The sequence below is a fragment of the Teichococcus globiformis genome (assembly GCF_042646265.1).
Taxonomy (GTDB): Bacteria; Pseudomonadota; Alphaproteobacteria; order Acetobacterales; family Acetobacteraceae; genus Pseudoroseomonas; species Pseudoroseomonas globiformis.
Genome location: NZ_JBHRTN010000004.1, coordinates 466,231 through 481,261 on the forward strand (window position 1 = coordinate 466,231; position 15,031 = coordinate 481,261).

The 15,031-nt window shown below is 69.0% G+C and carries 11 protein-coding genes; 7 read left to right on the forward strand and 4 right to left on the reverse strand.

Translation table 11 applies throughout. From position 1 onward, the window contains the following. Positions 1-2: 2 nt before the first annotated feature. Positions 3-3,713 carry an Ig-like domain-containing protein gene (locus ACFOD4_RS04060; protein ID WP_379594592.1) on the reverse strand — a complete coding sequence of 1,237 codons (3,711 nt, stop codon included), beginning with the start codon at positions 3,711-3,713 and terminating at the stop codon, positions 3-5. A 239-nt stretch (positions 3,714-3,952) separates the two neighbouring features. On the opposite strand from ACFOD4_RS04060, the gene ACFOD4_RS04065 reads away from it, so the two are divergent. From ACFOD4_RS04065 to ACFOD4_RS04085, 5 genes are all read left to right on the forward strand, one after another. Then, on the forward strand, positions 3,953-5,722 hold the full coding sequence (locus ACFOD4_RS04065) for a methyltransferase domain-containing protein (protein WP_379594594.1): 1,770 nt from the start codon (positions 3,953-3,955) through the stop codon (positions 5,720-5,722). Continuing rightward, on the forward strand, positions 5,719-6,753 hold the full coding sequence (locus ACFOD4_RS04070; protein ID WP_379594596.1) for a rhamnan synthesis F family protein: 1,035 nt from the start codon (positions 5,719-5,721) through the stop codon (positions 6,751-6,753). Before ACFOD4_RS04065 ends, ACFOD4_RS04070 begins: the two co-directional genes overlap by 4 nt. A gap of 247 nt (positions 6,754-7,000) precedes the next feature. Next, positions 7,001-8,023 (forward strand): CAP domain-containing protein, encoded by a 1,023-nt coding sequence (locus tag ACFOD4_RS04075; RefSeq protein ID WP_379594598.1) that lies wholly within the window; start codon positions 7,001-7,003, stop codon positions 8,021-8,023. 491 nt (positions 8,024-8,514) lie between these two features. Continuing rightward, on the forward strand, positions 8,515-9,150 hold the full coding sequence (locus ACFOD4_RS04080) for a thioredoxin domain-containing protein (RefSeq protein WP_379594600.1): 636 nt from the start codon (positions 8,515-8,517) through the stop codon (positions 9,148-9,150). 68 nt (positions 9,151-9,218) lie between these two features. Then, positions 9,219-9,740, forward strand: coding sequence for a hypothetical protein (locus tag ACFOD4_RS04085; protein ID WP_379594602.1), 522 nt, complete (start codon positions 9,219-9,221; stop codon positions 9,738-9,740). 6 nt (positions 9,741-9,746) lie between these two features. On the opposite strand, the gene ACFOD4_RS04090 is transcribed toward ACFOD4_RS04085, so the two are convergent. After that, positions 9,747-10,493: an SDR family NAD(P)-dependent oxidoreductase gene (locus ACFOD4_RS04090; protein WP_379594604.1), complete on the reverse strand. Its 747-nt coding sequence runs from the start codon at positions 10,491-10,493 to the stop codon at positions 9,747-9,749. A 172-nt stretch (positions 10,494-10,665) separates the two neighbouring features. Between ACFOD4_RS04090 and ACFOD4_RS04095 the strand changes: the two genes are divergently transcribed. Continuing rightward, positions 10,666-11,298 (forward strand): hypothetical protein, encoded by a 633-nt coding sequence (locus tag ACFOD4_RS04095; protein ID WP_379594606.1) that lies wholly within the window; start codon positions 10,666-10,668, stop codon positions 11,296-11,298. A gap of 18 nt (positions 11,299-11,316) precedes the next feature. On the opposite strand, the gene ACFOD4_RS04100 is transcribed toward ACFOD4_RS04095, so the two are convergent. Both ACFOD4_RS04100 and ACFOD4_RS04105 read right to left on the reverse strand, forming a co-directional pair. Next, positions 11,317-12,795, reverse strand: coding sequence for an amidase (locus ACFOD4_RS04100; RefSeq protein WP_379594608.1), 1,479 nt, complete (start codon positions 12,793-12,795; stop codon positions 11,317-11,319). A gap of 41 nt (positions 12,796-12,836) precedes the next feature. Beyond that, positions 12,837-13,790 (reverse strand): LysR family transcriptional regulator, encoded by a 954-nt coding sequence (locus ACFOD4_RS04105; protein ID WP_379594610.1) that lies wholly within the window; start codon positions 13,788-13,790, stop codon positions 12,837-12,839. 209 nt (positions 13,791-13,999) lie between these two features. Between ACFOD4_RS04105 and ACFOD4_RS04110 the strand changes: the two genes are divergently transcribed. Further along, positions 14,000-15,031: an ABC transporter substrate-binding protein gene (locus tag ACFOD4_RS04110; protein WP_379594612.1), complete on the forward strand. Its 1,032-nt coding sequence runs from the start codon at positions 14,000-14,002 to the stop codon at positions 15,029-15,031.

Below are 15,031 nucleotides of genomic sequence, written 5' to 3' on the forward strand. Positions count from 1 at the left end.
GTTCAGGCGAACCAGAGGCGGTCCGCCAGCTCCACCGCCTGTGGCGCCTCGGCCACCGTCAACCCGGTGAAGGTGATGGTGGTCTCGACCTGGCCATCGCCGTTCAGGTCGGCATGCAAGGTGGCGCCGCGCCAGCCTTCCGCGCCCTGGTTCTCTTCCCAGCGCATCGTGCTGGTGCCGGCGCGCCAGCCCCAGAGTGTCACCTCCTCGCCCTGCTCCCAGTCGGCAATGGTGGACCAGCTCGGCAGCGCACCCCGCGCATCCAGGATGAAGGTGTCGCGGCCAGCGCCCCCCAGCAGGAAGTTCGAACCCGTCCCGCCCATCAGAACATCATGACCGTCGCCGGCATCGGCGGCGTTGTCACCAGCGCCGAGCTTCAGGAGGTCATTGAACTGGGTGCCGGCCACGGCCTCGCCCTCATCCGATCCGTCGAACTGGTAACGGATGTCGGGGAGGTCGCCCTTGTACAGGCTGACCTGGACCTGACCATGGCCACCAGCGCGGGATACGCTCACCACCGGCAGGTCGAACTCCACGATCTCCAGCGGGAAGCCGGCGGAGATGACGGAGCTGTTGCCCGCAGCATCCGTCGCCACTGCCTTCAGGCTGTGCAGGCCTACCGCCAGCTCGGTGCTGGCGATCGACCAGGCCCCATCCACCCCGGCCCTGCCCTCGCCCAGCACCGTCTCCCCATCCGTGCCGAACAGCGTGACCAGGGTGCCGGCCTCGGCCAGCCCGGTGATCACCGGCGCTCGCACGGCGGTGACGCCATCGCCGCTGAAGCCGGTATCGCTCGCCGGCGCCAAGCCGCTGATCACCGCTGCCTCGGGCGCCATGGTGTCGATGGTGAGGCTCAGCGGTGCCGATACCTCCGAAACATTGCCCGCACGATCCTCCGCGACGGCGGTGATGAAATGCGATCCCTCTTCCATGGTCGGCAGGGTGATCGACCAGCTCAGCTCCTTGGCCAGCTTGTAGAAGCCCAGCACCGTGCCGTTCTGATCGAACAGGGTGATGATGCTGCCGTCTTCGCCGCGGCCGGTGATGGTAGGCGTGACAACCGCGGTATGCCCGTCCAGGTCGCCACTGTCGCTGCCCGCCGCCAGAACGAGCCCGGAGGGTACGGCCGGCGCCACCGTGTCGATGAAGAGGCGCTCGCTGTTGCTCGATTCGTTGCCCGCGGCATCCGTGGCGACGATGCCGAACTTCACCGATCCCTGGCCCAGCGCCTTGATGTCATCGGATGTCAGCAGGTAGCTCCAACGGGTGCCATCGACCTCGGCGGCACGGCTGAACCCGCCATAGGTCAGCGTGACCATGGTGCCGGCATCGGTGTCGCCGCTCAGCAGCACGCTCGCGGCAGCCTGGGCCGCATTGATGAAGTCGCCATTCCCCCGCGTGTCGATCGTCGGCTCGGCGGGCGGCACGTCGTCCACCACCACCAGGCCCATGCTGCCGGCCAGGCTGGTGTTCTTCGCCACATCGGTCTGCCGCGCCAGCACCGCGCCCGCCGGGTAGGTGCCGGCCTTCAGCAAGAAGCTGTCACCCTGCCCATGGAGCCAGTGGCCGCCACCATCCGTGCTGTACTGCCAGACCGAGCCCTGCTCCAGCCCCAGCACCTGCACCCGGCCGTCGCGGGTGATGCCGTCGCCCGGCAGGCCGGTATCAAGCACCAGCTTCAACTGCGGCATGTCGGGAACGATGTCGTCGATCTCGACCCGCACCATCATGCGGCTCGCCTCGCCGGGATTCCCCGCGGCATCGGTCTGCCGAACCCACAGGCTTTGCGCCTCGTACACTCCCGTTTCCAGCACAAAGCTGCTGCCGCTGCCCTGCTTCCAGTGCTCGCCGCCATCGAGGCTGTATTCCCAGCTTGCACCGGCTTCCAGGCCCTGCACGAGCATCATGCCGTCGCTGGTGATGAAGTCGCTCATGCCGGTGTCGCGGTGCAGCATCATCGTCGGCGCGGTCGGCTTGGTCACGTCGAACAGAAGGGTGCCCTCGGCAGGGGTGGCGGCATTGCCTGCGCCGTCCGACACCTTGGCCTTCACCGTCAACGGCCCGTTGGGCAGGCCAGCCAGATCCGCGGCGGTGAAGGCGATCGTCCAGACATTGCCTTGCACCGGAGCGCTCTTCAGCACGCCGCCGAAATCGAGCTTCACCATCCGCCCATCCTCGACACCCTCCGTGGTGCCGCTGACGGAGAAGCCCGCGGCCGCGCGCGCCAGGTTGACGATGTCCTTGCCGGCGACATCGTCGGCGGCAATGGGATCGATGGCGATGCCTGGCGCGACGGTATCGATGGCAAGGGCGGTGTTCAGCCCGCCAGCCAGGGCAAGGCTGCCGATGTCGAGCGCCTCCGCCTCGGCCTTCTCTTGTCCCGTCAGCACCTGGATGGCGCCGTGGCCATCGATCATCACCAGATCGGGTGCCCCCTTCCGGTTCACGTCACCCAGTGCCAGCCGGCCCGCGCTTCCGACCGCAACGGATTGTCCTGGATAGAAGGCGCCGCCACCCTGGCTCAGCAGCACCTGGACCTGCTCATTCGCGGTGTTGCTGAACACAATGTCGCCGCGGCCATCGCCATCCACATCGGCGATCAGCACGTCCGCGGCCTTGATCCCCCCGAAAGGAAGGACCGTGGGCATGAAGTGGCCGGGCCCGATCCCCTTCATCAGCGCCAGCCCGCCATCCGACAGGGCCAGCACGATGTCCTTGATGCCGTCGCCGGTCACGTCGCCAACCGCCGCGGCCTTGAGCGCGTTACCGAAGAAGTAGCTGTGCGTTCCCATCGGCTGTCCGGCGGGCTTCCCCCAGACAATGTCCACTTCCCCGCCGGTCAGCCGGGTCGAGATCACGTCGTCGAAGCCGTCGCCGTTGAGATCGGCAACAACGATCCGCGCGCTGTAACCGTTGATGAGCACGTTTGAAGAATGGAAACCGCCGGCGCCATCGCCGAAGAGGAAACCCACACCCTGCCAGGGAGAGGTGCCGCTCAGCCCCACCGCGATGTCGGCGTGCCCGTCACCATTCATGTCGCCGATCGCCAGGCTGTGGCTGCCGGCGAACAGCGGGGAAAGCGCCGGGCTCTGCCCCGCGGTGAAGCTGCCATCCCCCGCACCTTCAAGGATCACCAGGTCCTTGTTGCCGCTCACTGCGACAATGTCGGCCACGCCATCCCCCGTGACATCCCCCACCGCGACATTCTCGTTGAAGCTCAACCCGGTGTAGCGTTGTGCCGCGTGGAAGCCCCCGTGGCCGTCGCTGTTGATCACCACCAGTGAGCCCAGCAGTTCATCGGTACTGCGGAACACGATGTCGTCGTAGCCATCGCCATTCAGGTCGGCCAGTTGCACAACGCCCTTGGCATTGAAGTTGCCGATCATCGCCGGCTCGCTGAGCTTGCCGGCGGAGGCCACCGTGCCCACCGTGGCGCCGTTCAGATCGAGCGCCTGCACTTTCAGCGCAGCAATGTCGTCGCCCGTCGTCACGGTATAGTTGAACACCATCTTGTCCGTGCCCGCGGCGGCTGAGGCGGCGGCATCGTACACTGCCTCCGCGCCGTTGCTCAGCTTCAGCCGGGGCGTCCCGCCATCGGTGTCCACCTTGACCGCCCGGGTGATGTTGAGGGTCAGCGCGACGCTCTGTCCCGCGCCGAGGGCGGAATGCTGCGCGTCATGTGTGACGGAGATGATCTGGACGTTGGATGCCATGAAAGCCGCTCCCTGGACGAGGCCCGTCAGGTTGATCATTCGAAACAAATTTTCGCGATAATGGCGAAACGCAGAATACCTATCGGCAGAATATTACCCCAAAGATAACAACCTTCGGTTTCTTCTCCGCCAAGCTTGCGCCAGGGCGCTGGCCGCAACTGTCCTCCCCCCGTCCCTTGCCGGGTCCGGCATGCTATGGAGGGTGCAATGCACGATTCGCTGACAAGAGGCCGGCGCGCTTGACCCTTGAATGGCTTTCCGGCGACGGGCCGCGCCGCACCTGCCCTGCCTGCGGCGCTGAAGGCGTCACCTGTGCGATCCTGCAGGTCGGCCGGCCACTTCCCCGATTTCGCCTGCTCGGTTGCCGCGTCTGCGGCGCCGCTGCCTTCGACCCGCCGCCCCGGCCTGATTACGCCGAGGCCGCCGGCGGCGGTGCGGCGCTGGCCTTCTACCTGCAGCAGGGCGCCGGGCTGTGGAGCATCGCCTCCACCCTCCTGACGCTCGTCCCTTACGACGTCGAGGCGCGGCCCCGGATGCTGGAAATCGGCTGCGGCTTCGGGTTCGGCCTTGACCTCGCGCGCCGTGCCCTGGGCTGGGACGTGCAAGGGCACGATCCTTCCCCCTTCGCGGCGGCGGGCCGGGAATTGCTCGGCGTACCCATCGCCCCTGGACTCTTCACCCCCGACGCCGCTTCACCTGGCAGCCAGGACGTGGTGCTCGCCTCCGAGGTGCTGGAGCATCTGCACGAGCCCGCTTCCTTTCTGGCGACGCTGCGCGGCGCGCTCCGCCCGGGCGGCGTGCTGGCGCTGACCACGCCCGATCTCGGCGCAGTGGGGCCGAACACGCCGCCCGGCCTGCTCACCCCGCTGCTTTCGGCCGGCTACCACACCGTGCTGTTCACCGCCGCCAGCCTGGAACAGGCCCTGCGCCACGCCGGCTTCACAACCGTGGCGGTGGAATCACGCGGTGCCCAGCTTCTGGCCCGCGCCAGCAACGGTTCCGCCGCCTGGCGCGACGAATTGCCAGCCGATCGCGCCGCCTATCGCGCCTGGCTGGAAGCGGCGGTCATCACCCAGCCTGCCGGCTCCGACCTGCATCTCGGCCTGCTCGGGCGCGCCTGGCGGGAAGCGGTGCATGAAGGCCACGTCACCGAGGCCGACCGGCTGTTTGCGTCGCTCGACGCCGCGCTGAGGGCGCGCTTCGGCCAGGGCCTGGAGGGCTGGGCCGGGTCCGCCACGGCCACTCCGGACACGTTGGAGGAGCTGGTGCGGCGGCAGCCGGTGGCGCTCGGCCCCTGGCTGCTGGCACGCGGGCTGCACCGGCTGCTGCGCGGAGAGCCCCGCCCGGGATTGGAGTCGTTGTTCCTGGCCGCTTCCCGCCATGCCGCCGGGCTTCGGGCTGCGCTGGGCCGGATCGGCAGCGATGACGGCGATGCCGAGGACGCCGGCTGGGTAGCCGGGGCCGAGGCGGTGCTGTGCGCCGCGGCACGCGGCGAGGCCGGGCTGTCGCGGCGGCTGGAGGAACTCGGCGACGCCCCCGGCACCGATCCCGTCGCCTCCACCGCCCGTGCAGCCGCGCTGCGCCGCCGCGTCTATGTGGAACTGGTCAATGCCGGAGCCTTTGTCGCCGCAACACCCCTGGGCGACACGGCAGCGCAGGCCCTGCATCGTGCCGAGGCCGGCCACGAGGCGCTGGCGGATGGTGAGCTGGATACCCTCTGGTGCCGCGCCGCTTCCGTTGCCAACGCACCCGAGACCGGGGATCCCGCCGATGCGCTGCGTGCCCTCCGTGCCCTGCGCGGGGCGTCGTTGCGGCGCTTGGCCATGCCGAACCTTCCGCCGGGCTCTGCGGCCGGGCTGCTTTGGCCGGGAACGGGGCTGGAATTGGAGTTGCTGCGCCGGGCCGGTCGCATGACCGAGATGGCGGCGCTGCGCCGCGAGGCCCTGGATACCCTGGCATCCCGGCCGGGTGTGCCGCCCCCGCCCCCCGGCTTCGGAAACGCGGCATGACGGCACCGCTGCGGGCCGGAGCCCGGCGCGCCCTGGCGCTGGGCCGGACCGCCGCCCGCGCCGGCAGTGCCCGCGCCGCCCTGTTGCTGGCCCGGATCGAGCCGCCACGTCTTCCCCTCCGGGTGGAGCGAGGCACCGCTGCCCTTGGCCCGCGCGTCGCCGTGTTCTGCCATTTCGATCCGCGCGGCCGCCTGGCGGAACATGTGCGCCGCTACATCGCCGCCCTGGCCGAGGCTGGTCTTTCCATTGTCTTCACCAGCAATGCCGGCCAGCTGGAGGACGCGGCGCTGGATTGGCTGCGGCCGCGCTGCGCCATGATCGTGCTCCGCCGCAACACCGGCCTGGATTTCGCCGCCTGGCGCGACGGGCTGGCCGCCGCGGCTCTGCCACGCGCCGAGACGGAATTGCTGCTGCTGGTCAATGACAGCGTCTACGGACCGCTTAGCCCGCTCGGTCCGATGCTGGCACGGATGGATTTCAGCGCCGCTGATGTGTGGGGCCTGACTGACAGCTGGCAGTGCCGCTTCCACCTGCAATCCTATCTCCTCGCCTTCGGGCCGCGCGCCTTCCGCTCGCCCGGCTTCAATGCCTTCTGGAAGGACGTGCGCGACCTTCGCTCCAAGGAAGCGGTGATCCGCGCCTACGAGGTTGGCCTGACCCGCGCCATGCTGGATGCCGGCCTTCGCTGCACCGCGCTCTGGCCCTATACCGAACTGCTGGCGGCCGTGCGCGATGGCTTCGCCGAGCCCGACGAGTTGCCCGTAGCCCCGCTGGAGGCGGCCTGCCTGCACCACCAACGCGCGGTGCTCCACGCCGCCGCCCGGCGTCAGCCGATGAACCCGACGGCGGAGTTGTGGCGGCCCCTGCTGTCCCGGGGCTTCCCGTTCCTGAAACGCGAATTGCTGCGCAAAAACCCGGCCGGCGTTCCCGACCTCGCCGGTTGGCTCGACCTTGCCCGCGCCGCCTCGCCCGAGGCGGCGGAGATCATCCTGCACGACCTCCGCGGCAGCCTGCGCGGCCGCGCCCCCTGATCCTTCCGGCTGGGCCGAGATGCGATTTCCGGCTGCCGAAGCCTGTTCCACGCTTCCGCCCTGCCTTCCCGAATATTGCATGTCGTTCCCTGGCAGAAGCGAAAGAACGTTTTGACCAGAACAGCGATCCACGAAATCAACCCCGAGTCCATCTAAATAATATCGGTTGAGTTTCTGAATACCGGATTCTACAGGCCGGACCAGCACCAGAACGGTGCCGTGACAATTCGGAAAGGACCGCACCCGGATGCCGAATGCATTGCCGACCGATCTCGAGATTTACTTCCTCGGACTGGTCAATGCCTCCCGCGCCCAGGCGGGGGTTAAACCTTTGTCTTTCGATGGCGAATTGCTCCATGCCGCGGGGCAGCACAGCGACTGGATGGTGGCCCAGGATGTGTTTTCCCACACCGGTGCCGGTGGCAGCTCGCCCGCGCAGCGCGTCACCCAGGCGGGCTATGGCTGGACCTCCACCGGCGAGAACATCGCCTATATCGGCGGTGCCGGTGCCGCAACGCTGGACCGCGGCGACGTGGACCAGTTGCACGCCAACCTGATGAACAGCGCCGGCCACCGTGCCAACCTGCTGAACCCGAATTTCTCGGAGATCGGCATCGGCCTCACCCAGGGTGACTTCAACGGCCGCCCGGCCGTCTTCGCCACGCAGAATTTCGGCCGCCCCAACGCCGCCGAGGCCGCCGAAGCCGACGCACCCGGACTTTCAGCACCTTCCCCGCTTCCCCAGCCCTCTCCCGCACCTTCCCCGGTGCCGGCCCCTGGCCCTGGCCCGTCCGCCTCCACGGCCGAAGTGTCGGCCCTGGAAACGGCACTGCTGCGGCTGATCAATGCAGACCGCGCCGAGGTCGGCGCCAAGCCGCTGGCGTTTGACGCCGAGCTGGTCCATGCCGCCGGCGATCACACCGCCTGGATGCTGGACCAGGACGTGTTCTCCCACACCGGCATTGGCGGCACCTCGCCCTCGCAGCGCATCACCAAGGCCGGCTATGGCTGGTCCGCAACTGGCGAGAACATCGCCTATATCGGCGGCTCGGCGGCGGCGACGCTGGACCAATCGGATGTGCAGAAGCTGCACGACATGCTGATGGACAGCCCGGGCCACCGCGCCAACCTGCTGAACACGGGCTTCACCGAGATCGGCCTTGGGCTGGAACAGGGCGATTATGGAGGCCGCCCCGCCATCTTCCTGACCGAGAATTTTGGCCGTCCCAACGCCGCCGAAGCCACCGAAACGGATCACTGGTTCATCTGAACCGGTTCATCTGAACCGGATCGCCGGAGCCGGGCGGGGAACCTTTCCGCCCGGCCTTGCCGCAGGGTCAGGCCCCGGCGGGGACGTCCTGGCACCCGTGCTGCTCCAGCACACAGCCCCGCCCAGACACCGCAAGCCCAGCCGCGGCCGCCAGCGCATGGGCGCCGATCGTCGCTTCCGCCAGTGGCAGCAGTTCCCTGGCGGCGAACTTGCTGACGCCGGCGGCAGAGGCGTCCAGGCCAAGCGCCAGTTCAGCCCTGCGCGCGTGACGGGGAAGAGGGTTGGCGAGGGGGGCTCGCTCCGGGAGATGGCCGCTTTCCGGCCAACGGAACAGGGGAGCACCGGATGTTGTGCATCGCGGCATTTCGGCCGAAGGTGAACCAGCCGCGCCACGCGCGAGCCGGGCGGCCCGGAGCCTGCCCACCGCCATGCCGGACCCGCGGCGAGGCCGGCCGGCCCGCGGGATGTGCCGATCAATGAAAGGAGCCGCCATGCCCCTCTTCCGCCGCGAGCTTCTGCTTGCCGCCGCCAGCCTGTCCACCGTCAGCCTGGCGGGCGCCGCCCTGTCTGGCGCGGGGGCCCAGGCGCCGGAGGATGCCCCCGGCACCCTGCTTCTGCCCGAGCGCGGCATGGGGGATCCGGCCGCGCCCATGCAGGTGATCGAGTACTTCTCCATGACCTGTAGCCACTGCGCGACCTTTCACCGCGAAACTTGGCCGCGCGTGCGAGAGGCGCTGGTGGACACCGGCCGGGTGCGCATGATCTGGCGCGACTTCCCGCTCGACGGCGTGGCGCTGGAGGTCGCGCAGGTGGCCCGGGCGGCACCGGCCAACGCCTATGAGCCGCTGATGGGCGCGCTGCTCGCCTCGCAGGAGCGCTGGGCCTTCACCCAGGATGCCGAGGTGTACGTCACCGAGATCGCCCGCGTCGCGGCCCTCGCCGGCATGCCGCGCTGGCAGGTGGAGGCGGCCATGGACAATGGGGATCTGCGCGACGCCATCATGCAGGACCGCCTGACCGCGGACCGCGCGCACCATGTCACCAGGACGCCCTTCTTCGTGTTCAACGGCCGCCGCGTCCCGGGCGCCATTTCCTTTGCCCGGTTCGTCGAGATGGCATCAGGCTGAGGCAGGCAGCCGGACCAGCGCCGATTCAGCGCTGGACTGTGAGAACGAATCATGAACAAAATCTTCCCATGACCGACCAAGCCCCCCTTTCCCCCAAGCCCGCACCGGTCGATCCCCCCCATGTCGATCCGGGCGTTCTCGACCTGCTGCGCGAGACGATTCGCACCGGCCTTGCCCAGGGCTGCACGATCCGCGAGGCCGCCGCCGAGGCACGCGGCCTGGCCCGCGGCATGGCCCTGGCGCAGGATCGCCGTGCCATCGCCGACGCTGTGGACGGGCTGCTGCGCGAGATCGACGCGCTGCTGCCCGACCTCGCCTCGGTCGAGCTGGACGGCCGCGACTGGCGCGTCGCCGACGACACCGAGGTCGCCTCGGTGCTCGGCTACGCCATGCGCTTCGACCGGCGCGGACGGGCCCGCAAGGGCGGCGCCGAGCTATGGTCCACCATCGCCGCCGGTGAGCTGGCAGCGCGGCTGCGCATGTCGAACATGCTGGTCATCCAGCGGCCAGCGCGCCCCCGCCCTGGTCCGGCGCAGCCCTGGCTCGATCTCGGCCCGCCGCTGCCCACCCGCCATGGCGTGCTGCGCTGAGCCCCCTCAATAGGTCGCGCGTCCGCCGGAAACGTCGAACACCGCGCCCGTGCTGAAGGAGCATTCCTCGCTTGCCAGCCAGCAGACCAGCGCCGTCACCTCGGCGATCTGGCCAAAGCGCCCGGCGGGAATCTTGGACAGCATGAAGGCGATGTGCTCCTCCGTCATCTGGTCGAAGATGGCGGTGCGCACGGCGGCCGGCGTCACGCAGTTCACCCGGATCTGGCTCTTCGCCAGCTCCTTGCCCAGCGACTTCGTCAGTCCGATCACCGCAGCCTTCGACGCGCTGTAGGCCGAGGCGTTCGGATTGCCTTCCTTGCCGGCCACGGAAGCGATGTTGACGATGCGGCCATAGCCGCTCTTCTCCATCGCCGGCACTGCTGCACGGTTGCACAGGAACAGCCCGTTGAGGTTCACATCGATGACGCGCCGCCAGGCCTCCACCGGGTAATCGCGCACGGTGGTGTTGGGCCCTGTGATGCCTGCGCTGCACACCATCACATCCAGCTTGCCGAGTGCGGCGAGGCTGCCTTCCATGGCGCGCGCCACCTGCGCATCGTCGGCGATGTCCAGGATCTGGGCGTCGGCCGCTCCGCTGGCTGTCCGCGCCTTGTCCAGCGCGGCCGCATCCATGTCCCACAGCGAAACCCTGGCTCCTTCCGTCACCAGCCGGGTGGCCACGTCGAGCCCGATGCCGGAGGCACCCCCGGTCACGATGGCGGTGCGCCCGCGGAAACGATCCTGAAACTGCATGGCCGACCCTCCTCCGCGGCGTATGCGCCGCACATTCTTTCGGCGGCAGCATGGCAGGGGCGGCACAGGGCTTCAATGCGGCGTCCGCCGGCAGTGCGTTCCGGCGGCACGGCTTGCCGACACGCGGCCACCTCCCACATCAGGTCTGTCGGCCGTTCGCCAGGAGATTCCGATGATCGCCGCTGCCTTGTCTGCTTCCGGCCCGCAGCGCGGCCGGCGCACGCTGCTCCGGAGCGCGCTCGGCGTGCTGCTGACCGGGCCGGCCCTGCTTGCAGGCTGCGCCGCAGGCGGGCCGGCACCGCCCTCCGCGGTCCTGCCGCCCGACTCCGTGCAGGGCGCGGGAGATCCGACGCGGGCAGCCATCCTCAACACGGCCTATGCCTTCAACACTCCCAGCGCGCTGGCCGGGCGCCCGGACGAGGCCGCGCGTGCCGCGGCCAATTACGAGTATCTGGCAGTGGAAATTCCGTCCGGTCCCCGCTGGATCGGCCTTTCTCCCTTGGCAGGCTTGGAATTGCGACGCGGCCTCGCCGAGTTGCGCGGCGCCATCGGCATCGCGCCCAACGCGCCTCCGCAAGCGGTGGTGGACGCGCTCTACGCGGCATTCCGCGCGCTGCGAGGCGGTGACCCGGCGGCAGCGCGCGCCGCCCTGAACCCGCCGCTGTTCGAACCGGGCGGCGAGGCGACGCTGGCGCGACTGGCGCAGCTTCCGCCGATGCCGCGGGTGGGCTTCGCTGCCTCCCTCACCGAGCGGGAAATGAACCGGCAAGACCGTGGGCCACGCCTTGGTCCACCCTTCTTCTGAGCGGCCGCGGCGGTCGGCTTACCGTTCCGACGTCACATGCACCGGCGGCAACCGGCCGTTATTCCACCGGCCGTCGATGGCCCGCTCGATCTGCGCCGCCAGCTGCAGCAGCAGCCCGTCACCCGCCTGCTTCGTCTGCGCCTGGATGCCCAGCGGTAGCCCATGTTCCTGCCGCCCTAGAGGCATGGACAGCCCCGGGATGCCACACAGATTGGACAGGGGCGTGTAGGCGAAAAACTTCCACAAATTGCCGAACCAGTCGCGCACATCGGGATTGTCGCTGAGGGTCAGATACTCGGTGGTGCCGATCGGTGGCGTCGGCAACGCGGTGATCGGCGTCAGCAGGATGTCCCATTCCTCGAAAAAAGCGCCAAAGGCGCGAGCCGTGCTGTTGAACACGGCCTGCATGGCAAAGCGCTCGGAAAAACTGGCATCGATGCCGGCCTCCCAGATGCGGATGTTCATCGGCTCGATCAGCTCGGCGGGTGGCCGCTCCAACCCTTTCAGCCGCATCAGCGAGGCCACCGTCTGCGCGAAATTCGTGATGTAACAGGTGGTCTGCGCGGCGTAGGCGGCACGGAAGTCGACCGCGGGCACCGCCCATTCCACATGGTGCCCCAGCGCTTCCAGGAACTTGCCCACCCGCTCCAGCTCGGCGACAAACTCCGGCACGGCACGGTAATCGCCCCATTCATGCGACAGCGCGATGCGGAGGCGGCCCGGGTCGCGCCGGATCAGCTGCGAATACGGCTCCTCCGGCTGCCAATAGGGCATGAACTCGCCCGGCGCACCGCCGCGGCAGGCATCCACGAAGGCCGCCGTGTCACGCACGGTGCGGCTTTGGCAGCCCTGAGTGGACACCAGGCCGGTCAGGTCCGAAGCTCCCGGCGCGATCGAGAACACCCCGCGGGACGCCTTCAGCCCGAGATTGCCGCACACGCCCGCCGGGATGCGGATCGACCCTCCGCCATCCGTCGCGTGGGACAGCGGCAGCACTCCCGCCGCCACAGCCGCCGCCGTGCCGGCAGAGGAGCCGCAGCTCGTGTAATCCATGTTCCAGGGATTGCGGGTCACGTAGATCGCCGGGTTCTCGGCGGATGAGCAGCAGCCGAACTCCGGAGTCGTGGTACGGCCGATGATGTTCAGCCCTGCCCCGCGAATGCGGCCCGTGAGATAGCTGTCGGCGGTGGCGACATGGCCGCGCATCAGCGCCGAACCCATCTCTTGCTTCCGCCCTTTCAGCGTCGGCCCCAGATCCTTCATCAGGTAAGGCACGCCGGCGAACACGCCGCCAGGGTTCATGCCGTCGGCCAGCGGGTCAGCGATCACGTCGTCGAACAGTTCCACCACGGCCGACAAGGCCGGGTTCACGCGCGCGCTGGCGGCCGCGGCCTGCGCGGCCAGCTCGGCCGGCGTCACCTGCCCCGCCCGCACCAGTGCGGCCAGCCCCACCGCATCCTGCCGGTGCCACTCATCCCAACTCATCGCCAACGTCATGCGGAAGCCTTCCCGATCGTGAGCCGGAGGCCGAGGCTAGATCACCGCGCGCGCGAATCAACCCGTTCCGCCCGCGCCCCGCGCCGCCCGCCCGCCGGCCGCACGCCGAACCCCGCCAGCCCTTCCGCAACCCGTCCCAGGAAACGCCGCGCCAGGGTGGAAAGCGGCCGGCCCGGCGGCGCCAGCACATGCACGTGGAACTCGGCGGTCGGCGAGAGCTTCACCCGCCGCTCGGGCGGCGCGCCCAGCGCGGCGGTCACCGGATCGGTCACGGCGCAGCCCAGCCCCGCCCCTGCCATGGCCACGGCGGCCTCGGCATTCTGTGTCTCGGCGGTGATGCGGCGGCTCACGCCGTGCCGCTCGAACAACTCGTCGATCATGTGACGCAGGCGGTACTGCCGCCCGAGCATCACCATCGCCTCCCCCTCCATCTCGCGCGGCGCAACACCCGCGGAACCGGCAAGGCGGTGGCCCGGCGGCACCACCAGCACAGCGGGCATGCGGAAGGGCGCAGCGACTTCCAGGGGCGCCATGCCTTCCAGCGGCAAGACGAAGCCCAGCTCCGCCTGGCCCGCCCCCACCGCCTCCAGCACCTCGTGCGACGAAGCCACCGTCAGCGCCAGGCGCGGCTGCCCCTCGTTCTCGGCAAAAGCGGCGAGGAGGCGCGGCATGAACACCGTGCCCAGCAGCGGCAGCGAGGCGATGCGCAACTCCCCCACGCCGGCGCTGCGCATGTCGGAAACCAGCTGGTCCACTCGTCGCGCCGCCCCCATCATCGCCTCCACCTCCACGGCCAGCCGCCGTGCCTCCGGCGTCGGCCGCAGCCTCCGCCGCGAACGATCAAACAGAGGCAGGTCCGTTTCCTCCTCCAGCGCACGCAACAGCTTGGTCACGGCAGGCTGCGACAGCGACAACATTTCCGCCGCCTGCCCTACCCCGCCCGAACTGAGCACCGCCAGGAAAGCCTCGAGCTGGCGCAGCCGCGCAGGCGTCATGATGCGGGATCTCGCTACCTGAAGGAATGAAACCGCGAGGATTAAGCATTTGCCGTCGCGAGGCAATCCGGTCCAGCCTGGGTGATCTTTCCGGGGCGGACCGGGACGGATGAATGGCACGGTCACACGGCCGCACGCGCAGCGGCGCAGGCGAGCAAAGATGCCACAGCCCGTTTTCCGCGCCCGGGCAGGGCGAGAAAGGATCTGGGATGTTGAAGAGAACGCTGCTGGCGGCGGTGTCGCTGCTTGGCCTGAGCACGGCCGCCCAAGCGCAGGGAAACCTCGTCGTCGCCGCCTATGGCGGATCGTACGAGGCGCTGATGCGCGAGAAGGTGATCCCCGCCTTCGAGAAAGCCAACAACGTCAAGGTCGACTATCTGGCGGGCAACTCCACCGACAGCCTGGCACGGCTGCAGGCGCAGAAGGGCAGCCAGCAGATCGGCGTCATCGTCGTCGATGACGGGCCGATGTACCAGGCGATCTCGCTCGGCTTCTGTCAGCAGACGGCGGACAAGGCGGTGATTGACAGCCTTTATCCCATCGCCGTGCTCGATGGCGGCAAGGCGCTCGGCACCGGCTTCGGTTATACCGGCCTCGCCTACAACGAGAAGATCTTCAAGGAGCGGAACCTTCCCGTCCCGACCTCCTGGAACGACCTCGCGCGCACCGACCTCAAGGGCCGCATCTCCATCCCCGGCATCGACAATTCCTACGGCGTGCACACGGTCGCCATGATGGCGCGCCTCAACGGCGGTTCCGAAAAGGAACCCGGCCCCGGATTCAAGGCGATGCGGGAAAAGGTGAACCCCAACGTCCTCGCCTATGAGAGCAGCCCGGGCAAGATGAGCGACATGTTCACCTCGGGCGAGATCTGGATGGCCGTCTGGGGTTCGTCCCGCGCCCGCGCCATGCAGGTTGCCGGCTTCCCCATGGGCTTCATCGCCCCCAAGGAGGGCGGCATCGCGCTGATGACCGCGACCTGCGCCGTGGAAGGCGCGCCCCGTCCCGAGCTGGCGCAGAAATTCGTCGCCCATCTTGTTTCGCCCGAAGTGCAGGCCGCCTTCTCCGAGGGCTACGGCTCCGGCCCCACCAACAAGAACACCAAGCTGACACCGGAGATCGCCGCCACCGTCATCTATGGCGAGGAGCAGGTGAAAAAGCTGGTCGCGGTGGACTGGGCCACCATCAACCCTGCGCGCCAGGAATGGACCCGCCGCTGGCAGCGCGAGGTCGAGCGCTGA

Excerpts from the sequence above, each read along its gene's own strand:
- ACFOD4_RS04105 (WP_379594610.1), bottom strand. The coding sequence starts at position 13,790 with ATGACGCCTGCGCGGCTGCGCCAGCTCGAGGCTTTCCTGGCGGTGCTC.
- ACFOD4_RS04090 (WP_379594604.1), bottom strand. The coding sequence starts at position 10,493 with ATGCAGTTTCAGGATCGTTTCCGCGGGCGCACCGCCATCGTGACCGGG.
- ACFOD4_RS04075 (WP_379594598.1), top strand. The coding sequence starts at position 7,001 with ATGCCGAATGCATTGCCGACCGATCTCGAGATTTACTTCCTCGGACTG.
- ACFOD4_RS04110 (WP_379594612.1), top strand. The coding sequence starts at position 14,000 with ATGTTGAAGAGAACGCTGCTGGCGGCGGTGTCGCTGCTTGGCCTGAGC.
- ACFOD4_RS04080 (WP_379594600.1), top strand. The coding sequence starts at position 8,515 with ATGCCCCTCTTCCGCCGCGAGCTTCTGCTTGCCGCCGCCAGCCTGTCC.
- ACFOD4_RS04060 (WP_379594592.1), bottom strand. The coding sequence starts at position 3,713 with ATGGCATCCAACGTCCAGATCATCTCCGTCACACATGACGCGCAGCAT.
- ACFOD4_RS04095 (WP_379594606.1), top strand. The coding sequence starts at position 10,666 with ATGATCGCCGCTGCCTTGTCTGCTTCCGGCCCGCAGCGCGGCCGGCGC.
- ACFOD4_RS04100 (WP_379594608.1), bottom strand. The coding sequence starts at position 12,795 with ATGACGTTGGCGATGAGTTGGGATGAGTGGCACCGGCAGGATGCGGTG.
- ACFOD4_RS04070 (WP_379594596.1), top strand. The coding sequence starts at position 5,719 with ATGACGGCACCGCTGCGGGCCGGAGCCCGGCGCGCCCTGGCGCTGGGC.
- ACFOD4_RS04085 (WP_379594602.1), top strand. The coding sequence starts at position 9,219 with ATGACCGACCAAGCCCCCCTTTCCCCCAAGCCCGCACCGGTCGATCCC.